We start from the raw sequence: 23,686 nt of genomic DNA, 5'->3' as shown, positions 1-23,686 counted from the left end.
AGCGGGAGCTTAACGCGCGTAGATGTCAGGTAAAGACCGAATGACGGCCCGTTATCGGATCGACGCATTTCAGCCAGGTGACGGACCGGTAGCGGGGGGTTCACCCGGTGTCAGGACAGCAGGACAGCCGCCGTGAAAAGCTCCACGCCGACCGCGATCGCCCCCTCGTCCACGTCGAAATCGCCCTGGTGCAGATCGCGCTTGGCGGTGTCGCCGACCGGCCGCACGCCGAGCCGGGCCAGCGCGCCCGGCACCCGCTCCAGATACCAGGAGAAGTCCTCGCCGCCCAGGCTCTGCTCGGTGTCCTCGACCGCGTGCAGGCCGTAGCGCGCGGTCATCGCGTCCCGCAGCAGCTCCACCGAGACCGCCTCGTTGACCACCGGCGGCACACCGCGCTGGTAGGTGATCTCGCACTTCGCCCGGTACATCGCCGTGATCTGGTCGATCACCTCGTGCACCAGGTCGGGTGCGTCGTGCCAGGCCGTCAGGTCCAGGCAGCGGACGGTGCCCTCCAGCTCCGCGTACTGCGGGATGACGTTGGCCGCGTGCCCGGCCTGGATGCGGCCCCACACGATGCTCAGCCCGGACCTGGGGTCCACGCGCCTGGCCAGTACGGCGGGCAGTTCGGCGGCGAGCTTCGCGGTGGCCATCACCAGGTCGGTGGTCAGATGCGGGCGGGCGCTGTGTCCGCCGGGGCCCTCCAGCGTCAGGGTCAGCCGGTCGGCGGCCGAGGTGATCGGCCCCTGGCGCAGCCCGATCCTGCCGACCTCCACCTTGGGGTCGCAGTGCACCGCGAGGATACGGTCGACGCCGTCGAGCACGTTCGCCTTGATCGCGTCCAGCGCGCCGCCGGGCATGATCTCCTCGGCCGCCTGGAACACCAGCCGCACCGGGCGCGGGAGCGCGCCCCGCTTGTCCAGCTCCGCGAGGACCAGGCCGGCGCCGAGCACGATCGTGGTGTGCACGTCGTGGCCGCACGCGTGCGCCCGGCCCTCGACCGTCGAGCGGTACTCCACGGTCTTGGTGTCGGGCACCGGCAGCGCGTCCAGGTCGGCGCGCAGGGCGAGGCGGGGGCGCTGGGAGCGTGCCGCGCCGGTGTCTTCGCCGCTGCCGCTGCCGCTGTCGTCCGTGTCGCCGATGTCGCACACCAGTCCGGTCCCGCCGGGCAGCACCCGCGGACTCAGCCCCGCGCGCTCCAGCCGGGCTCTGATCTGCTCGGTCGTCCGGAACTCCTGCCGCCCCAATTCGGGGTTCCTGTGCAGGTCACGGCGGAAGGCGATCAGCTCGGCGCGCAGTGCGTCGTCCACGACGGTCTCGGCGAGACCGGACAGCACAGCCGCGGTCAGCCCGTCGGACGGCGGTGTAGGTGAATCGTTCACCTCAGTCAGCGTAGGGCCCATCACCGGCTCCTCTTACGTGATCGGGAAAGTTTTTGTCCTGCGGGAGGAGAAGAAGTCGCCCGATCGGCGCATACCCAGTCACCCTCGGGGGTAAGAAAACTTTTTAGGTCTCTTACACCCATACTGGCTCAACGAGCCGTCCCACGCGAGGCAACGCGACCGTCTCCGACGACCCCCGCCTCACGGGTGAGACCCCTCACCTTACGACCCTCGTGTTACGGCAACGTGTGCCGCCCGAGTGTTCCGCTCCCCACGCCCCCGTGCCCCGCACCTCCGCCGCCCACCGCGCCCTGCTGCGCGCCCAACGCGGCGGTTACTCTCGCGACATGGGCGACTTCCTTCAGGTGAGCACTGCTACGGAAACTCGTGACCAGGCGGTGGAGTTGGCCGCGTCCGCGGTGCGTGAGCGTCTGGCCGCGGGGGCGCAGGTCGTCGGGCCGGTGACATCGGTGTTCTGGCACCTGGGGAAGTTCGGTACCGGGGAGGAGTGGCGGTTGCTGCTGACCACCCGGGCGGAGCGGTACCAGGCCCTCGAAGATCATCTGTTGCGGCACCATCCGTGGGACAACCCCGAGGTGTCGGCGGTGCCGGTCGTCGCCGGTTCGGAGGCGTCCTTCCGGTGGATCGAGACGAACACCACGCCCGAAGCGGCTTCGTAACCCTCAGACCGCTGCCTTCTCCAGCACGTCCGCCACCGCGGCGACATCACGGTGCCGCGCGAGCCGCTCCACAAACGGTGCGAGGCGCTGCTTCGGACGGACGGATGCGACCCCGTTGGCGAGGTCGAGCGCCCGGCCGGTGACCTTGGCGGCCTGTTCGATCTCTCCTGCGGTCAGGTAGGAGGCGGCCAGCCACGACAGGTAGAGCGCTTTGTCGCGGGCGTGGCTGTCGTCGTACCCGGCCAGTGCTGCCTCCAGCACGGGCACGGCGCGCAGCGGACGGCGCAGTTCGCTCCAGCAGCGGCCGGACATGATCTGGAGTTCGTTGCTGTCGACCCATGCCACCCAGTCGGGTTGGGGCGCGGCGCCGAGGTCGGCCAGTGCTTCCTCGGCGCGGCTGAGCGCCTTCTCCGCTTCCGTGGCGAGTCCCGCGACGGCGCAGGCCCACGCCAACCGCTCGTGGAGCAGGGCTCGCACCCCCGGCGGGGGCGTCGGGTGTGAGGGTTCGGCAGGAACGCGCGGCGATCTCCACTCCGGCTTTCCGGTCGCCGGCCACGGTCTGGTAGGCGGTGTGGCGATCGCTGGGGTCGTTCGCGCTCACCGTCGCCACGCCCGCCCGCGTGTATCTCTACGAAGCGCGCGGCCTGAGTTGTGGTCCGCAGGAACTCGCGGAGAGCGAAGCGGACTTCGCGCTCGGGTGGTGGTCCATGGGAGAGGCTTTGCGCGCCGCCGGGGACGGTCGGTTTCTGTTGCCCGCGGGGCCGCTCGCGCTGTTGCTGGCGGACCGGGCGGGTGGTCAGGGGGCTCAGGTGTCGGAGGGGCGGGGGCCCAGGAGGCGGGTGTAGAGGTCGAGGAGGGGGGCGGACTCGGTCTGCCAGGACCATTGGCGGAGGATGTCGGTGCGGTCGTATGCCTTGCGGTAGCGGCGCGGGTTGGTGAGGACGGCGCCGACCGCGCGGACGAAGTCGGCGGTGTCGCGGGCGCGGAAGACCTCGCCGTTGCCGAGTTCGAGGGTGGCGGCGGCCATGGCGCGGACGTCGCTGACGACCACGGGCAGCCGGGCGTGGGCGTATTCGAAGTAGCGGGTGGCCAGCACCGTTTGGTGGTGCGGGAGTTGGTGGACGGGCAGGACGCCGATGTCGGCGGAGGCCAGGAAGCGCGGGATCTCGGCGACGGGGACGTACGGGAGGACGTGCAGCCGTCCGTGGACGCCGAGTTGGGCGGCGCGCTCGCGCAGCTCGCGCAGGTGCGGGTGGCCGGGGTCGGGCACGACGAAGGCGGCGTGCAGGTCGTACAGCTTGGGCAGCGCCTCCACGACGGTGGCCGGGCCGCGGTCCGGGGTGACGGGTCCTGTGTGGACCAACAGCGGGATGTCGGGCGCCAGATGGCAGCGCGCCCTGATGCCCGCGGGGTGCGCGGCGACGGAGGCGGCGGCCAGCGGCGGGGCGTTGCGGACCACGGCGGGCGTGGCCGCCAGCCGGTGCCGTGCGCGCAACTCCCTTGCCAGGCCCTCGCCGACGGTGACGACGCCGTCGGCCTCGGGCGCGAAGGTCCGTTCGTACGCCTCGCCCGCCACGGCCGCGCGGCGGGAGGCGGCCGGGGTGCGCGGCGGCGCGTCCCACACGACCTCGATACGGTGCCCCGCCCCTTCGGCCCGCAGCGCCGCGCGGGTGGCGACGCCGAGCGCCCGGTGGCCGAGCGCGTGGATCAGATGCGGGCGGACGGCGTCCAGCACCGGGCCGTACGCGACCTCCTCGTCCAGCAGGCCGGGGTCGAGGCGGCGCCACGCGCGGCGGCCGAGCAGCAGCCGCAGCGTCTCGGTGACGAAGTTGTCCAGCCGGGCCGTCGGGCTTTTGCGGCGGCGGACCGCCGCCAGGTACTGCGCCGCGCGCAGCCGTGTCCATCCGGCCCGCAGTCCGTGCCGCAGCCACGCCAGCGCGTGGCCCGTGCGGGCCGCCGCGAGCAGCGGCAGCGCCCGGTGCACGACGTCCAGTTCCGCGGTGCGGGTGACGAGCACCGCGCGCTCGGCCGTCACCAGTGCCGTGCGGTGGTCGTACGCCGCCGCGCTCCGGTACGCCAGTGGCCAGCGCAGCCCGGGTCTCGGCCGCCGCACCCGGTGCGCGCCGAGTACGCCGCGCACGGCGACCTTCCGTACGTCCACGCCCTTCGGCGTCACCGTCGCCGGTGCCCTGCCGATCAGCGTGACCCGATAGCCCGCCGCCCGCGCCGCGTCCGCCACCCTCAGGGCACGCGAGTCGCCGTCCAATCCACCGGGGTCGCCTCCGGCGAGGATCGCTACGTGGGCCGGGGCCCTTAAACCCTCCGTCATTCCCGAAGCCAACCTCACGGGGGTGATCATTTGGTTACGTCAGCCTTGACGTAAGGCGAACGAGGCTGAAGCGCCGCCCGTTGGCCCCGCCGGCCGGTGGTCAGACAACAGCCGAATCGCCCCGCTGGGGCCGGGGGTGACGTGCAGCCACGTCTCGGCCGGCCGCGCAGTTCCTCCCCCGGCTACCGCTGGGAGGTGCCCCCAGCGCCCGAAAGATCGGCTCGCCCCACAGTGTCAGCGCGGCTCGCGGCGTCGCGGAGTGGTGGCCGCCCAGAGGAGGAGGGCGGCCAGGCTCAGGGCGGCGCCGAGGGCGCAGACGGCGGGCCAGCCCGCGGCGGCGTAGAGGGTGGTGGCGGCGAAGGCGCCGGAGGCGCTGCCGAGGGAGTAGAAGACCATGTACCCGCCGATGAGGCGGCTGCCGGCTTCGGGGCGGAGGGCGTGGACGAGGGTCTGGTTGGTGACGTGGACGGCCTGTACGGCGAGGTCGAGGACGATGACGCCGACGGCGAGGGCCCAGAGGGACTGGCGGGTGAAGGCGAGGGGGAGCCAGGAGGCGGTGAGCAGGGTCAGGGCGATGCCGGTGGTCCGCTGGGACAGGCCGCGGTCGTTGAGGCGGCCGGCCGCGGTGGCGGCCAGGGCGCCGGCGGCCCCGGCCAGGCCGAAGGCGCCGATCGCGGTGTGGGACAAGGAGAGCGGGGGTTCGCTGAGCGGCAGCGCGACGCTGCTCCACAGGACACTGAAGGCGGCGAAGACCAGGAGCGCGAGCAGGGCTCGTATCCGGAGCAGGCGTTCCCGCGCGAACAGCGTGACGGTGGAGCGCAGCAGCCGCCCGTATCCCCCGGACGTTCGCGGAGCGCCGGGACGGGACGGCAGCAGGCGGTGCAGGGCCAGGGCGAGCGCGCAGGTCAGGACGGCGGAGGTGAGGTAGACCGAGCGCCAGCCCGCGAGGTCGGCCAGGACGCCGGAGGCGGTACGGGCGAGCAGGATGCCGACGACCACGCCGCTGGTCACCAGGCCGACGACGCGCCCGCGTTCGCCGGGCGGAGCCAGCGACGCGGCGAAGGCGACGAGCGTCTGGGTGACGACCGCGAGCAGTCCCACGGCGGCGAGCCCCACGAGCAGGAGCGCCGCGTCGCCCGCGGTGCCGACCGCCGTCAACGCCCCTGCCAGGAACAGGAGTTGTGCCACGACGAGGCGTCTGCGGTCGAGCAGGTCGCCGAGCGGTACGAGGAAGAAGAGGCCGAGGCCGTAGCCGACCTGGGTCAGGGTCACGATCGCGCCGACCGTCGCCGTACCGATCGAGAAGTCGCGGCCCAGGGTGACCAGGAGGGGCTGCGCGAAGTAGACGTTGGCCACGGAGGTGCCGCAGGCGACCGCGAAGAGCAGGGTGACGCCTCGGGTCAGCGTGAATCCGGGTTTCGCCGCGCCGGGCCCCGCGACCCGCGCCGTATCGACGGGACCGGCCTCCCCCACGACCTCGCACGCTCGTCCCACGCCAAGCCCTCCCTCGCTGGTTTCATCTTGCTACCAGGTGGACCATAGGCCGATCCGGTAGCATGATGCAACCAGGACGGAACACGTCACAGAGGGAGGGCGAGATGGTGGAGCGGACCCGCTTCGACGACAGCGACTGCCCCGTCGCGCGCTCGGTCGACACCATCGGGGACTGGTGGTCCCTGCTGATCGTGCGGGACGCCTTCGACGGCAGCCGCCGCTTCGGGGAGTTCCAGCGCGGTCTCGGCGTCGCGAAGAACATCCTCACCGCGCGCCTGCGCTCGCTGGTCGCCGCCGGGGTGCTCGACACCGTCCCCGCCTCGGACGGCAGCGCCTACCGCGAGTACGTACTGACGCCGAAGGGCAAGGACCTGTTCCCCGTCGTCGTCGCGCTGCGGCAGTGGGGCGAGCGCAATCTCTTCGCCCCCGACGAGCCGCACTCGGAGCTGACCGACCTCCGCCAGGGACGTCCCCTGCGCACGCTGGAGGTCCACGCCGCGGACGGGCGGCGGCTCGACGCCGACGACACCGCCGTCACCAAAGTCACCAAGGTCCCCTGAAGCGGCGGGACTTGAGCCGGACCCGGGGCCCTGGGACTCAGGCGGGACCCGGGGACCTGGGGCTCAAGCCGGGCTCGGGACTCAGGCGGGACCCGGGACTCAGGCCGGGCTCGGGGACTCGGCCGCGTTCAGGCCGTGCAGGTCACGGGCCGAGTGGTTGATGCCGGTCAGGAAGGTGTGGGCGCGCGGCGAGGCGGCGGCCGTCAGCCACTCCTGGTCGATGTCGATGACGACGATACGGACTCCCGTACCGCCGAGCGCGAGCGGCAGCGTGTGCACGACCGTGGAGGGGAAGGACAGGACGGTCCGGCCGATCGGGCCGCGGCGGGCGACGAGTTCGAGCGGGAGGTCGGGCCGGACGATCTCCAGGCCGGTCTCGGCGGCGAGCCGGTGGAGCTTGTCGACGGCCTCGCGGCGGTGGGCGAAGTACCGCTTGGCGCCGTGCCGTTCGGCGAGCGAGCGGACGACGGCGAGGTACCGCTCGGGGTCGACGACACCGGTCTCGACGAGGGAGGTGCCGATCAGGTCGGTGCCCGCCAGCGTGCGCGGCGGCCCGAAGCGGCTGCGGGTCCAGGCGAAGCGGTTGGTGCGCAGCGCCATCCCCGGAGGCGGCGTCGCGGGCATCGCGCTGAAGAGTTCGACATGGCGCCGCTTGCCGGGCGTCAGGCGGCGGCGGGCCGCGGAGGAGAAGATCCCGAAGGCCGCGTCGACGGGCGAACGGCGCCGCCCCGAGCGGTGCCAGCGCACCAACCGGCCGCCTCTGGAGAGGATTTCGGTGAACTCCATGGTCGCGGTGCCGTCGTCCACGACGGTCAGCTCACGGGCGCGGCACAGCGGGAGCAGCACCTGGACGAGGCGTGAGAACGGGTCGCCGATCACGAGGTGCCTGACCCGGAAGAGCAGCGGCGCGAGCGAGACCGCCGTACGCAGGAGGCCGCCGCGGCTGCCGCGGGCCTCGAACCAGCGGACCACCGCGCCCTCGTCGCGGGCGAGTTCGGCCATGCGGCGCAGTTGGCCGCGGCTGGTGGGGTCGACCGGGGACAGGACGACGACGGTGAGCGGTCGCGCGACCGGTTCCGGTTCGGCGGGTACCGCCGGTTCACCGGTGGTGCGGGCGGCGGGGACGGTGGGCGGATGGATGTGCGCCCACTCCAGGACGTTGAGGAGCTGGACGGGTGACTCGACGAGCGCGACGGCGCCGATACCCGGTGCGGGCACCTGCCCGGCCGCGACTGCGGGCTTACCGGTCATGGCCGTTCCCCTTTTCCTCTGCGATTGTGCGCGGGACCGGGAGACCCGAAGGTCCCGCGGTCCCGCCGGTCCTGGTCAGTGATCCCCGCCGCCCTTCCGGGGTCAGACGGCGGCGGGTGCCTCGACGCCCGCGGCCTCGGACTCGGCGACGACGCCCGCGACGCGGCGCAGCTTCTTCATCGGGCCGAGCTCGCCCTCGTAGACCTTCTTGACGCCGTCGCCGAGGGAGGTCTCGATGATCCGGATGTCGCGCACCAGGCGCTCCAGGCCGGTCGACTCGACCGAGGCGGCCTGGTCGGAGCCCCACATGGCGCGGTCGAGGGTGATGTGCCGCTCGACGAAGACGGCGCCGAGCGCGACCGCGGCGAGCGTGGTCTGGAGGCCGACCTCGTGGCCGGAGTAGCCGACGGGCACGTTCGGGTACTCGGACTGGAGGGTGTTGATCATGCGCAGGTTCAGCTCTTCGTGCTTGGCCGGGTACGTCGACGTGGCGTGGCACAGCACGATGTTGTCGCTGCCGAGCACCTCGACCGCGTGCCGGATCTGCTTCGGCGTGGACATGCCGGTGGACAGGATCACGGTGCGGCCGGTGCCGCGCAGGGCGCGCAGCAGGTCGTCGTCGGTCAGGCAGGCGGAGGCCACCTTGTGGGCGGGCACGTCGAACTTCTCCAGGAAGGCGACGGACTCGACGTCCCACGGGGAGGCGAACCAGTCGATGCCGCGCTTGCGGCAGTACTCGTCGATCGACCGGTAGCCGGCCTCGTCGAACTCGACGCGGTGCCGGTAGTCGATGTACGTCATACGGCCCCAGGGGGTGTCGCGCTCGATCTCCCACTGGTCGCGCGGGGTGCAGATCTCCGGGGTGCGCTTCTGGAACTTGACCGCGTCGCAGCCCGCGGCGACGGCCGCGTCGATCAGTGCGAACGCGTTCTCCAGGTCGCCGTTGTGGTTGATGCCGATCTCGCCGGTGACGTAGACGGGCTGTCCGTTGCCGATGTGGCGGGAGCCGACGCGGCGGAGGTTTGCGGGGATGGATGTGGTCACGAGGGTGTTCCTTACGGGTTGGGACTGTCGGGGGGATGGATGTGTGCCGCCGGCGGGGCCGGGGTCGGCGGTCGCCGGCGGCTGCTTGTCAGCGGGCGAGAGTGGGGCCCAGCAGCCAGGCGGCGATCTCTCTGATCGCGCCGTGACCGCCCTGGGCGGTGGTGATGGCGCGGGCCGAGGCGCGCACCACGTCGTGGGCACCGGCGACGGCGACGGGCCAGCCGACCAGGCCGAAGCACGGCAGGTCGTTGACGTCGTTGCCCGCGTAGAGCACCCGCTCGGGCGCGATGCCGTTCTCCTCGCACCATTGCTTGAGGGCGAGGTCCTTGCGGTCGATGCCGTGCAGCACGGGGACCTTGAGCTTGCGGGCCCGTGCGGCGACGACCGGGTTGGTCTCGGTGGACAGGATGAGGACGGGCATTCCGGCGCGACGCAGGGCCGCGACGCCGAGGCCGTCACCGCGGTGCACGGTGACCGACTCGTGCCCGTCGGCGTCGATCAGCACCCGGTCGTCGGTCTGGGTGCCGTCGAAGTCGAGGACGACCGCGTCGACGTCGCCCCAGCCGGGGGTCGTCGTGCGCGGGTCGAGCAGCGGGGCGAGGGCGCGGGCCCGTTCGAGGTCGGCGGGTTCGTCGATCTCCAGCACGCGGGCCGGGTCGGTGCGCACCAGCGCGGTCCTGCCGAAGAAGCGGTGGTTCGCGGCGCGGAAGCCGTCGGCGCGCATCGCGTACGCGGTGCCGGTCTCCAGCAGGTCCTGCGGCCGGTCCTGGCGGCGCGGCCGGGTGGCCTTGTCGTGGTTGACGCCGACGGCGCCCCCGGCGGCGGGCGCGGTGACGGCGGAGGCGGGTGCGGTGACGGCGGCCGTCCTGCCCGATGGGGCTTCCGCGGTCCCGTTCACGGACTCGTGCGACGTGTCGGCCGCCGCCGCGTCCCCGGCCTCGCGCCATATGAAGCCGTGGAAGGGGGCGACGGTGTGGGCGGTGTCCGCGCCGCCGTCCAGCACCGCGGCGGCGACGCCGTCGACCTCCTCCGCGGTGATGAACGGGCTGGTGCACTGGACGAGCAGGACGACGTCGGTGGCCGCGCCGCTCATCGCCTCATGGGCGTCCATCGCGTGCAGCACCGCGGCCTCGCTGGTCGCGGTGTCGCCCGCGATCGCCGCCGGGCGCAGGACGACTTCGGCGCCCGCGGCGCGCGCGACCTCGGCGATGGAGGGGTCGTCGGTGGAGACGACGACCGCGGTCACCCGCCCGGCCTCGACGCAGGCCGCCACCGCCCGCGCCACCAGCGGCACCCCGCCCACCGGCGCCAGGTTCTTCCCCGGCACCCCCTTGGACCCCCCGCGCGCGGGGATGACGGCAAGGACGCTTCCGGCCGGGGTGGTGGATCGGTCGCTCATCGGGTGACTCCTGTCGTCTTTCGGGCCCGGCGGCCCCGGCGCCCCGCTCCCGCGAGGGGCTCTGTGCTTTCGCCGCGTATGCGGAGGACGGCCGCTCCAGGGGCGCGGGGAACCGCGCGCTCGGCCGGGAATCGCGTGCGGGCCGTCACAGCTGGCCCCAGCGGCGGATGGTGGGGGCGACGCGCTGGACGCCCTGGCGGTAGGCGGTGCGGGCGGAGTTGCGGACGAAGTCGCGGACCGCGCGGCGGACGGGGCCGGGGTCGCGCGGGGCGAGGCCGCCGACGGGTTCGCCCTTGGGGTCGAGGCCGTGGCGGGCGAGGACGCCGGGGAGGTAACCGGGGGCGGTGCGCAGCGTGTAGTACGGCGTGATCCGCGGCAGTTCGGGTTCGGCGAGCAGTGCCTGGACGCGGGCGCGCAGGGCGGCGAAGGGCGCGAGGGCGGCGACGCCGTGGGCCGCGGTCCAGTCGGGGTGGGCGTGCGGCACGTGGCCGTCGTCCAGTTCGTCCCAGGAGGCGAAGCAGCCGGAGCCGAGGAAGTGGTGGTTGCCGAGCGATTCGCGGATGCCGAGGTCGGTGAGGATCGCGGTCGGGATGCCCCGGTGCAGCGATTCGAGCGCGGCGGTCGAACTGACCGTGACCAGCAGGTCCGTACGGTCCAGGACGTCGGCCATGTTGCCGTAGACCAACTGGAGGTTGTCCGGCGGATCGAGGGCGGCGACCAGCTTCTGGTACGGGTGTTCCTCGATGTGCGTGGTGTGCTCGCCGGGCTTGCTGCGCAGCTTGACCAGCACCTCGCGCTCGGTGTGCCGCCGCGCGTGGTCGACAGTGCGGCGCAGCAGGTGCGTCCGGTCGGCCCGGCCCTCGGGCGCGGACGGCTGCACGGCGAAGGTGACGGTGAACGGCCGCTGGTCGTCGGGCCGGTACGGCTCGCCGCCGAGGAACGGCAGCGCGGTCTCGACGATGCTCGTGGTGCGGTAGCCGACGCCTTCGTACACGTCCCTGAACCGCCGTGCGTCGTCGGCGCTGTTGGCGAGGACGACATCGGCCCCGGCGCGCAGCAGCAGACCGTCGGCGAGCTTCTCGTATACGACGCCGACGTATCCGGTGACGACCAGCGGTCGCTGCGGGCGGCCTTCCCAGGCGCGCGCGAAGCCGTGCAGGAGCGCCTGGACGGTGCCGCCGACGCAGGAGATGACGACCACGTCGCAGCTCTCCTCGTCGATGTCGGCCAGCATCTCGGCGGCGGTCGCCTCCTCCATGGAGTCGGCCGGGATACCGAGTTCCGCCAGTTGGCGGGGGGTGGGGGTGGCCCGGCCGCGCAGCAGCCGCGCGTCGAGTCGGGCCTCGGGGTCGATCCGGCGCGCGGTCAGCGCACCCCACTTCCACCGGGTGTCCGAGTCGGCGATCACAGTGACCCGCAATGGGCCGGGCTTACGTTTTGGCACGGCAAGACCATAGGAAGCCGTTGAGTTCATCGTGCTAATTGGCGACCAACAACAGGTAAACATAGAGCCGCCACTTAGCCGTCTGCCGTGGAGAGGCCAGGCGTTCTCCGAACGGCAGAAGAGCCCGTGCGGGGCCTGCTTCACCGCTCCGACATCTGTCGTTTACCCAGATGTACGCTCGACGCAAAGCAAAAGGACAGGCAAACGCCCTAAGGTACGGCGGGTGGTCAAGCTCACCGTTATCGTGCCCTTTTTCAATGTGCAGCAATTCGTGCCCGACGCGCTGCGCAGTCTCCGTGCCAATGCACGCTCGGATTTCGAGTTCCTGCTGATGGACGACGGGTCGACCGACCGGACTCCGGAGCTTCTGGAGCAAGGGGTCGGCTCGCTGCCCGGCGCACGGATCATCCGGCGTGACCACACCGGGGTGGCGAGCCTGCGCAACGCGGGCATCGACGCGGCCAGGGGGACGTATCTGACGTTCCTCGACGGCGACGACTGGATGGCCCCGGGCTATCTGCCGCAACTGGTGCGGGCGATGGAGGAGTTGGACGTCGACTTCATCCGCACCGACCATGTGCAGTGCACCGGCAGCACCCGCAACATCATCCGGGCGCCGTACGGCCGCCGCGGTCAGCGGCTCGACCCGCGCGCGACGATCCTGCCCGCCGACCGCCCGACGCTGGTCGACTACCCGTACTCCTGGGCGGGCGCCTACCACCGGCGGATCGTGGACGAGGGGCTGCTGCACTTCCCCGAGCACCTGCGCACCGCCGAGGACCGGCCGTGGATCTGGCGGCTGCACCGCGAGGCGAAGTCCTGCGCGGTGCTCGGCCTGCTGGGCGTCTACTACCGGCGCGGCGTGGCCAGTTCGCTCACCCAGATCGGTGACATCCGGCAGCTCGACTTCGTCCGCTCCTTCGACCAGGTCATCGCGGAGATCACCGCGGACCGGGACGCGGAGCTGTTCCTGCCCAAGGCGGTCCGCACCTACTGCGCGATCATCGCCCACCACCTCGACAACATCGACCGCTTCGAGCCCGTGCTGGCCCGCAAGCTCAAGGCGATCAGCGCCGCCGCGCTGAACCGGCTGCCGCACGACGTGCTCACCGACGCGCTGGACTCGATGGACCTGGAGCGCAGTGTGAAGATCCGCCGCCTGCGCTGGCGGGTGCCGGTAAGGACCGACGGCCTGGACGCCGATCCTTACCCGGAGCTGTCGCCCGCCGCACGGCGCACCGCGGCCTCCGCCTCCCCGGCCGCCGGAGCGGGGGCGGGCGCCGCGAAGCCCGAGGACGACGACGATCCGGACGCCACGGACAACGGATCGGCGGTCGCGTGATGGCACGTACCACTCAGCTCTTCATGGCCTCCACGCTGTACGGCGCCGCCACGCTGGCCGCCGGCCTGGACTCCGGGTCGTTCCCGCCCGCCGACCGCCGCATCCTGGTGGTCAGCAACAACGCGTCGGTGCCCGAGACCAATCCGGGGCTCGACCAGGCCCCCGGCTTCGAGGTGCTGCGCGACCGCTTCGACCGCATCGTGTCGTGGAACGAGACGATCACGCCGCTGCACCCGGGCGGCTGGGTCCCGCGCCCGGACGACGTGCCGCTGTGGGAGCGGCATCTGCGGATGCTGTGGAGCCTGGGCGACGACGCGGTGGAGCTGATCGTCGAGTCCCTCCAGGTCGCGCCCGCGCTCTCCTTCGTGCAGGTCTTCACCGGCGCCCCGATCAGCGTGTACGCGGACGGCCTGATGTCGTACGGCCCGACCCGCAACAAGCTGGGGCTGCTGGTCGACACCCGGATCGACCGGCTCTACCACCTGGACCTGGTGCCGGGGCTGCGTCCGCTGCTGCTCTCCGAGCACGGCGTGGAGCCGCAGGTGGTGCCGACCGAGGGCTTCACCAAGGTGCTCTCCGAGGTCGCGGAGGGCTCCGCCGACCTCGCCGAGGAGCATCTGGCGGACGTGCCGGAGGGCGCGGCGCTGCTGCTGGGCCAGTACCTGTCGGCGCTCGGCATCCTCTCCGTGGCCGAGGAGGAGGAGCTGCACCTGTCGATGGTGCGCGGCGCCGCCGCCCTCGGGCACCGCGCGATCGTCTTCAAGCCGCACCCCACGGCGCCCGCGCACTGGACGGAGCCGCTGCGCGCCGAGGCCGAGCGGCTGGGCGCGAGGCTGACGGTGCTCAACACGCCGGTGCTGGCCGAGGTGGTCTACCAGCGGGCCCGCCCCGCGCTGGTCGTCGGCTGCTTCTCCACCGCGCTGCTGACCGCGTCGGCGCTGTACGGCATCCCGGTGGCCCGTACCGGCACCAAGCTGCTGCTGGAGCGCCTGTCGCCGTACCAGAACAGCAACCGGGTGCCCGTGACGATCGTGCACGCGCTGCTGCCGGACCTGGCGGACGCCTCGGCCGTACGGTCCTGGTCGTCGCCGTCGCCCGAGCGGGTGGCGGCGGAGCTGACGCCGCTGCTGCACGCGGTGGGCTTCTGCATGCAGCCGAAGGCGTACCCGAAGCTGCGGGCCGGGGCGGAGGCGTATCTGACGGGTCATCTGAGCGCGGCGACCTGGCCGTACTTCAAGCGGCGGCGGCTGACCTCGCTCGGGCTGCCGGGCGCGGTACCGGCCCGGCTGGCGTTCGTGCCGCGCAATCGGACGGTCCGCAGGGTGGCCCGCAGGGCGCGCGCCCTGAAGAAGGCGACCATGGGGTGACATCCCTCACGATCGCCGCCGGTGGGGCATTCGCCCCTTTACCGGCGGCGTCGGACGGCGCATCGTGGAGGACTTCCGGGGGCCGCACCGGCCTGAGGGGCCGTACACCCACACGATGAGGACCGACACCGTGAGCGACTTCGCCGCACCCCGCCCGCACACCGAGCCCGGCACCGGCACGGGCGGGCCCAAGGACCGCAAGCACCTCATGGAGCAGGTGCTGGGCTGGACGCTCACCGTGCTGGTGGCGATGCTGATCACGCAGATCCACCTGCTCTGACGGCGCTCCCGGGGCCCGCGTGACGGTGTCAGCGGGCCCGGGCGCGGATCAGAAGGCGTCCGTGGGGACGTACGTGCCCCAGATCTCCCGCAGCGCGTTGCAGACCTCCCCGACGGTGGCGCGGGCCCGCAGCGCCTCCTTCATCGGGTAGAGGACGTTGTCGGTGCCCTGCGCGGCCTTCTGCAGGGCCGCCAGCGCCGCGTCCACGGCGTCCTGGTCGCGGCCCGCGCGCAGGGCCGCCAGCCGGGCGGCCTGCTGGGCCTCGATGGCCGGGTCGACGCGCAGCGGCTCGTACGGCTCCTCCTCGTCGAGCTGGTAGCGGTTCACGCCGACCACCACGCGCTCGCCGGAGTCCGTCTGGAGCGCGATCCGGTACGCGCTGCGCTCGATCTCCGACTTCTGGAAGCCGTTCTCGATCGCCGCGACCGCGCCGCCGAGGTCCTCGACCTTCGCCATCAGCGCCAGCGCGGCGGCCTCGACGTCGTCGGTCAGCTTCTCCACCACGTACGACCCGGCGAAGGGGTCGACGGTCGCGGTCACGTCCGTCTCGTACGCCAGCACCTGCTGGGTGCGCAGTGCGAGCCGGGCGGACTTGTCGGTGGGCAGCGCGATGGCCTCGTCGAAGGAGTTGGTGTGCAGCGACTGCGTGCCGCCCAGCACCGCCGCCAGGCCCTGGACGGCCACCCGTACGAGATTGACCTCGGGCTGCTGCGCGGTGAGCTGCACACCGGCGGTCTGGGTGTGGAAGCGCAGCATCAGCGACTTCGGGTTCTTCGCCCCGAACTCCTCGCGCATCACCCGCGCCCAGATGCGCCGGGCGGCCCGGAATTTCGCGACCTCTTCCAGGATCGTGGTGCGGGCGACGAAGAAGAACGACAGGCGGGGCGCGAAATCGTCCACGTCCATCCCGGCGGCGACGGCGGTGCGCACGTACTCGATGCCGTCGGCGAGGGTGAACGCGATCTCCTGCGCGGGCGAGGCACCGGCCTCCGCCATGTGATAGCCGGAGATCGAGATGGTGTTCCACTTCGGGATCTCGGTCCGGCAGTATCCGAAGATGTCCGCGATCAGCCGCAGGGACGGCTTGGGCGGGAAGATGTACGTGCCCCGCGCGATGTACTCCTTCAGCACGTCGTTCTGCACCGTGCCGGTCAGCGCGGACGCCTCGATGCCCTGTTCCTCGGCGACGAGCTGGTACATCAGCAGCAGGAGCGCGGCGGGCGCGTTGATCGTCATCGACGTCGACACACGGTCCAGCGGGATGCCGTCGAAGAGGACCTTCATGTCCTCGACCGAGTCGATCGCCACACCGACCTTGCCGACCTCACCGTGCGCGATCACCGCGTCGGAGTCGTGGCCCATCTGGGTGGGCAGGTCGAAGGCGACCGACAGGCCCATCGTGCCGTTGGCGATCAGGCCCTTGTAGCGGGTGTTGGACTCCGCCGCCGTGCCGAAGCCCGCGTACTGCCGCATCGTCCAGGGACGGCCGGTGTACATCGACGGGTACACACCGCGGGTGAACGGGAACGCGCCCGGCTCCCCCAGCTCGGCCGCGGGATCCCAGCCCTCCAACACGCCCGGCCCGTAAACGGGCTCGATCGGCAGTCCCGACTCCGACTCGCGTGTCATCTTCACGCCTCCGTGTGCTGCTGAATGGCTGTGTGGCTGGCGTAACGGACTGTAGCGGCGGCCCTGCGTGCGGTGCACCGCGGCGGCCTGGGACCTTCCTCACAGTCTTCCCCGCGGTTCGCGCAACCGCACGGCCGGGAATCGATGTCTAGGGAAGAACAGGAAGTACGAGCGGGGGGACGCAGGGGATGAGGACGATGACGGGGACGGGCAGCAGATCGCCGCTGGCGGTGGCCGCGGCGGTCGTGACGGCGGCGCTCTCGACGGCCGTGCTGGCGGGCTGCGGACCGCAGGACACCGGGGCCTCGGGCAAGGACAGGCCGCCGGCCACCTCGGCCGCGCCGTCGCCGACCGCGACGACCGCGCAGCCGTCGTCGGAGCCACCGGCCACCACCGCGCCCCCGACGACGTCGGCCGCGCCCACCACGACCGCACCGGCCTCGCCGACGGCTCCGGCCACGACCGCGCCGCCCGTCGTCCCCGCCGTGATCGCCACCGGCTCGACCAGCGCCAAGGTCCGCGAACTCCAGGCCAGGCTCGCCCAGCTCCACCTCTTCAGCCAGTCCCCCACCGGCTACTACGGCACCGTCACCCAGCACTCGGTGAGCGACTTCCAGGAGCGGCACGGCCTGGCCATCACCGGCCGCGTCACCCAGGACACCTGGACGAAGCTGCGCTCGCTGACCCACGCCCCGACCCACAAGGAGCTGTACCCGGTCGCGCCGCCCAAGCCCGCGGGCAAGCTCGACCCGCGCTGCATGACCGGCCGCGCCATGTGTGTGAGCAAGACCACTCGCACGCTGTCGTGGGTGGTCGACGGCAAGGTCAGGGCCACCATGGACGTCCGCTTCGGGTCGCAGTACACCCCGACGCGCGAGGGGCTCTTCCACGTCACCTTCAAGAGCCGCGACCACGTCTCGACGCTCTACAACACGGCGATGCCGTACGCGATGTTCTTCAGCGGCGGCCAGGCCGTGCACTACTCCTCGGACTTCGCGGCCCGCGGCTACGCGGGCGCCTCGCACGGCTGTGTGAACGTACGGGACAAGGCGGCGGTCTCCGCGCTGTTCGACCAGGTCAAGGTGGGTGACAAGGTCGTCGTCTACTGGTGACGCGGGCAGCGTCGATCCGTGTGGTGACGGGCGCGGCCGGGCAGGGGGAATGCGCCCGGCCGCGCCCTTTGCACGGACCCCGATACGGGGAGAACCGGGGTCCGCAGGACCGATGACCAGTCGGTCCACTTCCTACAGCGCACCGGCACCCGGAAGTGTCACCTGGCCGCACCCGCCCCGGCCGTCCCATGATTCGTCGGAGGGGTCGGCGGCCGGGGCCGCGGGTCCCGGAAGCGCCCCGCGCGGCGCCGTACCGAGCCCCGCGGGTCGCGTCACAGGGCCTTGGAGGTCGAGAAGGTCACGCCGACGTGGTCGGCGTCGGCGCGCGGGTCGTCGTCGTGTTCGAGGAGTTCGGCCAGGCGGCGCAGGCCGCGGTGGGTGGCCATCCGGACGGACCCGGCGCGCTTGCCGAGGACGCGGGCGGCGCTGGTGGAGTCCAGGCCCATGACGACGCGGAGCAGGACGGCCTCGGCCTGCTCGCGCGGCAGGGCGGCTATCGCGGCCAGGGCGCGGTCGGTGGCGACGGCGTCCAGCGCCTCGCCCGCGGTGTCGGCCCGGTCGGGGAGCTGGACGAGTTCGTCGACCCCCGCGCCGGAGACGGGCCGCCGGGCGCGGGCACGGATGTGGTCGAGCGCGCGGTTGCGGGCTATGCGCGCCGCCCAGCCGCGCACCGAGTCGCCCGCGCCGCGGAAGTTGGGGAGGTCGCGGGCGATCTGCAACCAGGTCTCGGAGGCGACGTCCTCGGCGTCCACCGGTCCGACCAGGCTGCGGACGTATTGCAGCAACTGCGGTTGCACAGCGCGGTACACGACGCGGAACGCGGCTTCGTCCCCGCGCTGCGCCCCGGCTACCGCGGTCTCCAGGTCCACCTCTGGCCCCACCCCCTCGAACACTCGCCCCATCCTGCCTCATGTGGGAGCGCTGACACTTTTGAACCATGGGAGCGGTGACACTTTTGAACGGGGATACGCCGTACAAGACGGCGGCCGGGGACGCTCCTGTGGGGGGAGGCGGCCCCCGGCCGTCGTCAACTTCCCCCACGCAGTCCCCTCATGAACGGTCGTTGAGGAGTCCTCCGATGTCATTGGACCGCCTCCTCGACGGGCTCCCGGGCGGACTGCCGCCGGGACGGCTGGTCCCCGGCTCCGCGCCGGGACTGTGGCTGAGCGACGAACCCGTGGTCGCACCGGGCCGGTTGTGGGCCCGCTACCAGGCGCAGCAGGAGGAGACCGGCTGGCGGCCGGTGCTGATGGCGTGGCCGTGCGCGAACGGCTTCGGGCACCGCGCGGCCGAGATCGACGCGGTGGACGCGGAGGCGTCGCTGCGCGAGTCGTGGGGGACGTACCAGGAGGCGCGGTCGCTGCTTCCGCCGCACCCGGCGATCGACGAGGTGTGGCCGGACGACGCGACGGCGCTGCTGGCGGCCGACCCGGGGCCGCCGTTCACCGCCTTTCCCGGGCTCGCCGCCGCCTCGCCGCCGCATCCCGGCCCTTCGCCCGACGCGGTGGCGCGCGCGGCCGTCGGGCAGATGCTGCACTACTTCACGACCCGTTTCATCGCGCACATCGCGCTGGTCCGCGCCGAACGCAGCGCCGACATCCCGGCGCTGGCGGGCTGGGAGACCGAGGCGCCCGCGCTGGAGCTGTCGGCGCTGCTGCGTACGTGGGAGGACCGGTTCGGGGCGCGGGTGATCGGCTTCGAGGGCTCGTCGGTCTTCGTGTCGGTGGCCTCGCCGCCGCTGGCCTCCGCGCACGCCGGGCACGTCGCGCTCGAACACGTGCTGACCGGGGCGTCGAATCTGAACGACGGGACGTTTCCGTTCCCGGACTACGCCGAGGCGCTGCGCGGGGAGCGGCTGTGGTCGTTCTGGTGGGACTGAGCGGCGCCGGGCCGGGGCGGGCCGACGGGGGGCGCGTCAACGGGGCTCACGTCAACGGAGGTCGCGTCAACGGGAGCGTGTCAACAGGGCGCGCGTCAACGGCGGGCGCGCCGCCTCACGTACGAGTGAAGTTCAAGGTCCCGTCGGACATGTTCGAACCGGCTGCCCCTAAAGTGGGAGCACTCCCCCTGCCGTACCTTCCCTAGCCGAAGCCGTACCGAATCCGCACCTGTCGTACCGCCGTGCCGATTCCGTACCCCCGGTCCACCCGATCCAGGAGCCCAGCGCTGTCCAGCGACACCCCGCCCGAGGGGCTGTATCTGCTCAACCGGGCCCCCTCCCTGGTCGCGGAGGCGGCGCTGCGCACCTGCTGCGGCAGTCACCGCTGGGCCCGCCGGGTGGCCGCGCACCGGCCGTATCCGACGGTCGAGGCGCTGCTCGCCGCGGCCGACGAGGCGGCGTACGACCTGACGTCGGGCGATCTTGCCGAGGCGCTGGCGGGCGAGGCCACCACCGCGCTGCCCGACCGCGGCGGCCTGACCGTGCACACCGCGCTGCGGGCCGCGAACGCGGCGTACGAGGCGAAGTTCGGCCACGCCTTCGTGATCGCGCTGACCGACCTGGACGACCCCGACGACCCGGCCGCCGCCCTCGACCTGACGCTGGCGAGCCTGCGCCAGCGCCTGGGGCACGACGAGGACGAGGAGTCGGTGGCGACGGCCGAGCAGCTGCGCCGGATCTGCCGCGCGCGGCTGCTGCGACTCGCGGACACCGGTGGGCATCTGGCCGAGTCCGGCCCGCGAAAGACCCCCGCCGGTTCACCCGACCGTGCGGGATCGATCACACCTGGCCTACCCCGCGGTCCGGAGCCGACATCGCGTCGCTACGATGGCCGGGGCCGGTGGACCGTACCCGGCCGGGCGTGACCGACACCGAAGCCGGCACCCCTCGCCCCGCTCCCGGAGGGTTTTTTCCGTGCCGGCTGGAACGCTGTACCGCGGCCGGGAAGGCATGTGGTCCTGGGTGGCTCATCGAGTCACCGGTGTCCTCATCTTCTTCTTCCTGTTCGTCCATGTCCTCGACACCGCCCTCGTGCGGGTCTCCCCCGAGGATTACGACAAGGTCGTCGCGACCTACAAGACCCCCATCGTCAGCCTGCTGGAGTACGGCCTCGTGGCCGCGATCCTCTTCCACGCGCTGAACGGCCTGCGGATCATCGCGGTCGACTACTGGACCAAGGGCCCGCGTTACCAGAAGCAGATGCTGTGGACGGTGCTCGGCCTGTGGGCTCTCCTGATGGTCGGCGCGATCTACCCCGTCCTCGGCCACGCCGCACGAGTCCTGTTCGGGAGCTGACCGCACATGTCCACCGAAATCACTCCCGCGGACGCGGTCGAGCTGACCGGCTCCAGCGTCACGTACAGCCCGGACAACCCGGCCCCGGTCATCGAGCCGCCGCGCGCCCGCACCAAGCGGACCCCGCGCAGCTCCCGCACCAACTTCGAGCTGTACGGCTGGCTGTTCATGCGGCTGTCCGGTGTGGTGCTGGTCGTCCTGGTCCTCGGCCACCTGCTGATCCAGCTCGTGCTCGACGGCGGTGTCACCAAGGTCGGCTTCGCGTTCGTCGCGGGCCGCTGGGCCTCGCCGTTCTGGCAGGGCTGGGACCTGGTGATGCTCTGGCTGGCCATGCTGCACGGCGGCAACGGCCTGCGGACCGTCATCAACGACTACGCCGAGCGGCCGAACACCCGCATCTGGCTGAAGACGCTGCTGTTCACCGCGACGGCGTTCACCATCGTGCTCGGTTCGCTGGTGATCTTCACCTTCGACCCGAACATCCGCTAACGCGGCCGACACGGCCATCACCGCCAAGCCGCGAAGCCGCTGACGCCAAGCGCTGAGCCAGGGCTGGAACAGGGAAGCGACCCCCATGCAGATCCACAAGTACGACACCGTCATCGTCGGCGCGGGCGGCGCCGGCATGCGCGCGGCCATCGAGGCCACCAAGCGCAGCCGCACCGCCGTTCTGACCAAGCTGTACCCGACCCGCTCCCACACCGGCGCCGCCCAGGGCGGCATGGCCGCCGCCCTCGCGAACGTCGAGGAGGACAACTGGGAGTGGCACACCTTCGACACGATCAAGGGCGGTGACTACCTGGTCGACCAGGACGCCGCCGAGATCCTGGCGAAGGAGGCCATCGACGCGGTCCTCGATCTGGAGAAGATGGGCCTGCCGTTCAACCGGACGCCCGAGGGCCGGATCGACCAGCGCCGCTTCGGCGGCCACACCCGCAACCACGGCGAGGCCGCGGTGCGCCGCGCCTGCTACGCCGCGGACCGCACCGGCCACATGATCCTCCAGACGCTGTACCAGAACTGCGTCAAGGAGGGCGTGGAGTTCTTCAACGAGTTCTACGTCCTGGACCAGCTCCTGGTCGAGGTCGACGGCGTCAAGCGCTCCGCGGGCGTGGTCGCGTACGAACTGGCCACCGGCGAGATCCACGTCTTCCAGGCGAAGGCCGTGATCTACGCGTCGGGCGGCACCGGCAAGTTCTTCAAGGTGACGTCGAACGCGCACACCCTGACCGGTGACGGCCAGGCCGCGGTGTACCGGCGCGGGCTGCCGCTGGAGGACATGGAGTTCTTCCAGTTCCACCCGACGGGCATCTGGCGGATGGGCATCCTGCTGACGGAGGGCGCCCGCGGTGAGGGCGGCATCCTCCGCAACAAGGACGGCGAGCGCTTCATGGAGAAGTACGCGCCGGTCATGAAGGACCTCGCCTCGCGTGACGTCGTCTCCCGCGCGATCTACACCGAGATCCGTGAGGGCCGCGGCTGCGGTCCCGAGGGCGACCACGTCTACCTCGACCTCACGCACCTGCCGCCGGAGCAGCTCGACGCGAAGCTGCCGGACATCACCGAGTTCGCGCGGACGTACCTGGGCATCGAGCCGTACACCGACCCGATCCCGATCCAGCCGACCGCGCACTACGCGATGGGCGGTATCCCGACCAACGTGCAGGGCGAGGTGCTGAGCGACAACAGCACCGTCGTGCCGGGCCTCTACGCGGCCGGTGAGGTCGCGTGCGTGTCGGTGCATGGCGCGAACCGGCTGGGCACCAACTCGCTGCTGGACATCAACGTCTTCGGCCGCCGTTCCGGCATCGCCGCCGCCGAGTACGCGCACGCGCACGACTACGTGCCGCTGCCCGACGACCCGGCGTCGCTGGTCGAGGCGCAGGTGGAGCGGCTGCGCGCGTCCACCGGCACCGAGCGGGTCTCGGTGATCCGCACGGAGTTGCAGGAGTGCATGGACGCCAACGTGATGGTGTTCCGCACCGAGCAGACCATCAAGACGGCCGTCGAGAAGATCGGCGAGCTGCGCGAGCGCTATCTGAACGTGGCGATCCAGGACAAGGGCAAGCGGTTCAACACCGACCTGCTGGAGGCCGTCGAGCTGGGCAATCTGCTCGACCTGGCCGAGGTCATGGCGGTCTCCGCGCTCGCCCGCAAGGAGTCGCGCGGCGGTCACTACCGCGAGGACTACCCGAACCGCGACGACGTCAACTTCATGCGGCACACGATGGCTTACCGCGAGGTGGACGCGACCGGCGTCGAGTCGATCCGCCTCGACTACAAGCCGGTCGTGCAGACCCGCTACCAGCCGATGGAGCGTAAGTACTGATGAGCACCCCGACGCTCGACAAGCACTCGGCGGCCCTCGACGCCGCCGAGGTGACCGACGCACACCTGATCACGATCACGCTGCGGATCCGCCGGTTCAACCCGGAGGTCGCGGCGGACGCGGAGTGGGTCGACTACCAGTTGGCCATCGACCCGAAGGAGCGCGTCCTGGACGCGCTGCACAAGGTCAAGTGGGAGATCGACGGCTCGCTGACCTTCCGCCGCTCGTGCGCGCACGGCATCTGCGGGTCCGACGCCATGCGGATCAACGGCAAGAACCGGCTGGCGTGCAAGACGCTGATCAAGGACATCAACCCGGACAAGCCGATCACGGTCGAGGCGATCAAGGGCCTGACCGTGCTGAAGGACCTCGTGGTCGACATGGACCCGTTCTTCCAGGCGTACCGCGATGTGATGCCCTTCCTGATCACCAAGGGCAACGAGCCGACGCGTGAGCGCCTTCAGTCCGCCGAGGACCGTGAGCGCTTCGACGACACCACCAAGTGCATCCTGTGCGCCGCGTGCACGTCGTCCTGCCCGGTCTTCTGGAACGACGGCCAGTACTTCGGCCCCGCGGCCATCGTCAACGCGCACCGTTTCATCTTCGACTCCCGCGACGAGGCGGGTGAGCAGCGCCTGGAGATCCTGAACGACAAGGACGGCGTCTGGCGCTGCCGCACCACCTTCAACTGCACCGACGCGTGCCCGCGCGGCATCGAGGTGACGAAGGCGATCCAGGAAGTCAAGCGCGCCCTGATCACCCGCCGCTTCTGACCCCTGCGCCCCCAAGGGCCCGCCCCGACCGGTCGTCTC

Annotated in this window: 23 protein-coding genes; 12 read left to right on the top strand and 11 right to left on the bottom strand. The window is 71.9% G+C overall.

Annotated elements, in window-relative coordinates:
• Positions 1–110: 110 nt before the first annotated feature.
• Positions 111–1,400 (bottom strand): amidohydrolase, encoded by a 1,290-nt coding sequence (locus ACIO6U_RS33830; RefSeq protein ID WP_391163312.1) that lies wholly within the window; start codon positions 1,398–1,400, stop codon positions 111–113.
• Positions 1,401–1,660: 260 nt separating this feature from the next.
• Between ACIO6U_RS33830 and cutA the strand changes: the two genes are divergently transcribed.
• Positions 1,661–2,059: a divalent-cation tolerance protein CutA gene (gene cutA, locus ACIO6U_RS33825; protein WP_401724978.1), complete on the top strand. Its 399-nt coding sequence runs from the start codon at positions 1,661–1,663 to the stop codon at positions 2,057–2,059.
• A gap of 3 nt (positions 2,060–2,062) precedes the next feature.
• Here cutA and ACIO6U_RS33820 read toward each other — a convergent pair whose 3' ends face one another.
• From ACIO6U_RS33820 to ACIO6U_RS33810, 3 genes are all read right to left on the bottom strand, one after another.
• A complete protein-coding gene (locus tag ACIO6U_RS33820; RefSeq protein WP_401724976.1) occupies positions 2,063–2,536 on the bottom strand; it encodes a hypothetical protein in 474 nt (157 codons plus the stop codon).
• Positions 2,537–2,864: 328 nt separating this feature from the next.
• Positions 2,865–4,298: a glycosyltransferase gene (locus ACIO6U_RS33815; RefSeq protein WP_401724973.1), complete on the bottom strand. Its 1,434-nt coding sequence runs from the start codon at positions 4,296–4,298 to the stop codon at positions 2,865–2,867.
• Positions 4,299–4,622: 324 nt separating this feature from the next.
• Entirely contained in the window at positions 4,623–5,792 is a 1,170-nt protein-coding gene (locus ACIO6U_RS33810) for an MFS transporter (protein ID WP_401725042.1), read from the bottom strand.
• Positions 5,793–5,986: 194 nt separating this feature from the next.
• Between ACIO6U_RS33810 and ACIO6U_RS33805 the strand changes: the two genes are divergently transcribed.
• Entirely contained in the window at positions 5,987–6,442 is a 456-nt protein-coding gene (locus tag ACIO6U_RS33805) for a helix-turn-helix domain-containing protein (RefSeq protein WP_355336887.1), read from the top strand.
• Positions 6,443–6,541: 99 nt separating this feature from the next.
• Here ACIO6U_RS33805 and ACIO6U_RS33800 read toward each other — a convergent pair whose 3' ends face one another.
• The 4 genes from ACIO6U_RS33800 to ACIO6U_RS33785 all read right to left on the bottom strand — a co-directional run bounded on the left by ACIO6U_RS33800 (position 6,542) and on the right by ACIO6U_RS33785 (position 11,580).
• Positions 6,542–7,693, bottom strand: a complete 1,152-nt coding sequence (locus ACIO6U_RS33800; protein ID WP_391163314.1) for a hypothetical protein — start codon at positions 7,691–7,693, stop codon at positions 6,542–6,544.
• 102 nt (positions 7,694–7,795) lie between these two features.
• On the bottom strand, positions 7,796–8,737 hold the full coding sequence (locus ACIO6U_RS33795; protein WP_355336885.1) for an N-acetylneuraminate synthase family protein: 942 nt from the start codon (positions 8,735–8,737) through the stop codon (positions 7,796–7,798).
• A gap of 88 nt (positions 8,738–8,825) precedes the next feature.
• Positions 8,826–10,136: a cytidylyltransferase domain-containing protein gene (locus tag ACIO6U_RS33790; RefSeq protein ID WP_401724970.1), complete on the bottom strand. Its 1,311-nt coding sequence runs from the start codon at positions 10,134–10,136 to the stop codon at positions 8,826–8,828.
• A 145-nt stretch (positions 10,137–10,281) separates the two neighbouring features.
• Positions 10,282–11,580, bottom strand: coding sequence for a DUF6716 putative glycosyltransferase (locus ACIO6U_RS33785; RefSeq protein WP_391163316.1), 1,299 nt, complete (start codon positions 11,578–11,580; stop codon positions 10,282–10,284).
• A 223-nt stretch (positions 11,581–11,803) separates the two neighbouring features.
• On the opposite strand from ACIO6U_RS33785, the gene ACIO6U_RS33780 reads away from it, so the two are divergent.
• The 3 genes from ACIO6U_RS33780 to ACIO6U_RS33770 all read left to right on the top strand — a co-directional run bounded on the left by ACIO6U_RS33780 (position 11,804) and on the right by ACIO6U_RS33770 (position 14,569).
• Positions 11,804–12,922 (top strand): glycosyltransferase family 2 protein, encoded by a 1,119-nt coding sequence (locus ACIO6U_RS33780; protein ID WP_355336882.1) that lies wholly within the window; start codon positions 11,804–11,806, stop codon positions 12,920–12,922.
• A complete protein-coding gene (locus ACIO6U_RS33775) occupies positions 12,922–14,289 on the top strand; it encodes an alpha-2,8-polysialyltransferase family protein (protein ID WP_355336881.1) in 1,368 nt (455 codons plus the stop codon). The genes ACIO6U_RS33780 and ACIO6U_RS33775 overlap by 1 nt, the downstream gene beginning before the upstream one ends.
• Before the next feature lie 115 nt (positions 14,290–14,404).
• Positions 14,405–14,569: an SCO1431 family membrane protein gene (locus ACIO6U_RS33770; protein WP_355336880.1), complete on the top strand. Its 165-nt coding sequence runs from the start codon at positions 14,405–14,407 to the stop codon at positions 14,567–14,569.
• A gap of 48 nt (positions 14,570–14,617) precedes the next feature.
• Here ACIO6U_RS33770 and ACIO6U_RS33765 read toward each other — a convergent pair whose 3' ends face one another.
• Together ACIO6U_RS33765 and ACIO6U_RS33760 are read right to left on the bottom strand one after the other, a co-directional pair.
• Positions 14,618–16,198 carry a methylmalonyl-CoA mutase family protein gene (locus ACIO6U_RS33765; protein ID WP_355336879.1) on the bottom strand — a complete coding sequence of 527 codons (1,581 nt, stop codon included), beginning with the start codon at positions 16,196–16,198 and terminating at the stop codon, positions 14,618–14,620.
• 148 nt (positions 16,199–16,346) lie between these two features.
• Entirely contained in the window at positions 16,347–16,712 is a 366-nt protein-coding gene (locus ACIO6U_RS33760) for a hypothetical protein (protein ID WP_355336878.1), read from the bottom strand.
• Here ACIO6U_RS33760 and ACIO6U_RS33755 point away from each other — a divergent pair.
• Positions 16,684–17,310: a L,D-transpeptidase family protein gene (locus tag ACIO6U_RS33755; RefSeq protein WP_355336877.1), complete on the top strand. Its 627-nt coding sequence runs from the start codon at positions 16,684–16,686 to the stop codon at positions 17,308–17,310. The genes ACIO6U_RS33760 and ACIO6U_RS33755 overlap by 29 nt on opposite strands.
• Positions 17,311–17,582: 272 nt before the next feature.
• On the opposite strand, the gene ACIO6U_RS33750 is transcribed toward ACIO6U_RS33755, so the two are convergent.
• Positions 17,583–18,203 (bottom strand): RNA polymerase sigma factor, encoded by a 621-nt coding sequence (locus ACIO6U_RS33750; RefSeq protein ID WP_317452472.1) that lies wholly within the window; start codon positions 18,201–18,203, stop codon positions 17,583–17,585.
• A gap of 185 nt (positions 18,204–18,388) precedes the next feature.
• Here ACIO6U_RS33750 and ACIO6U_RS33745 point away from each other — a divergent pair, with 185 nt between their 5' ends.
• From ACIO6U_RS33745 to ACIO6U_RS33720, 6 genes are all read left to right on the top strand, one after another.
• Positions 18,389–19,189 (top strand): DUF4253 domain-containing protein, encoded by an 801-nt coding sequence (locus ACIO6U_RS33745; RefSeq protein ID WP_401724964.1) that lies wholly within the window; start codon positions 18,389–18,391, stop codon positions 19,187–19,189.
• A gap of 242 nt (positions 19,190–19,431) precedes the next feature.
• The gene (locus ACIO6U_RS33740) at positions 19,432–20,115 is read left to right on the top strand and encodes a 2-oxo-4-hydroxy-4-carboxy-5-ureidoimidazoline decarboxylase (protein ID WP_355336875.1); all 684 of its coding nucleotides are present in this window, start codon (positions 19,432–19,434) and stop codon (positions 20,113–20,115) included.
• A gap of 49 nt (positions 20,116–20,164) precedes the next feature.
• Positions 20,165–20,545 carry a succinate dehydrogenase, cytochrome b556 subunit gene (sdhC, locus tag ACIO6U_RS33735; protein ID WP_188279402.1) on the top strand — a complete coding sequence of 127 codons (381 nt, stop codon included), beginning with the start codon at positions 20,165–20,167 and terminating at the stop codon, positions 20,543–20,545.
• Positions 20,546–20,551: 6 nt separating this feature from the next.
• Positions 20,552–21,034, top strand: coding sequence for a succinate dehydrogenase hydrophobic membrane anchor subunit (locus ACIO6U_RS33730; RefSeq protein ID WP_355336874.1), 483 nt, complete (start codon positions 20,552–20,554; stop codon positions 21,032–21,034).
• A gap of 85 nt (positions 21,035–21,119) precedes the next feature.
• Entirely contained in the window at positions 21,120–22,874 is a 1,755-nt protein-coding gene (gene sdhA / locus ACIO6U_RS33725; RefSeq protein ID WP_391050500.1) for a succinate dehydrogenase flavoprotein subunit, read from the top strand.
• The gene (locus tag ACIO6U_RS33720) at positions 22,874–23,647 is read left to right on the top strand and encodes a succinate dehydrogenase iron-sulfur subunit (protein WP_355336872.1); all 774 of its coding nucleotides are present in this window, start codon (positions 22,874–22,876) and stop codon (positions 23,645–23,647) included. The genes sdhA and ACIO6U_RS33720 overlap by 1 nt, the downstream gene beginning before the upstream one ends.
• The last annotated feature ends 39 nt before the right edge of the window (positions 23,648–23,686 follow it).

Source organism: Streptomyces sp. NPDC087422 (genome assembly GCF_044744145.1).
Lineage (GTDB): Bacteria > Actinomycetota > Actinomycetes > Streptomycetales > Streptomycetaceae > Actinacidiphila.
Note: the sequence above shows the minus strand (reverse complement) of the source record. Positions and strands in the feature narration are given on the sequence as shown.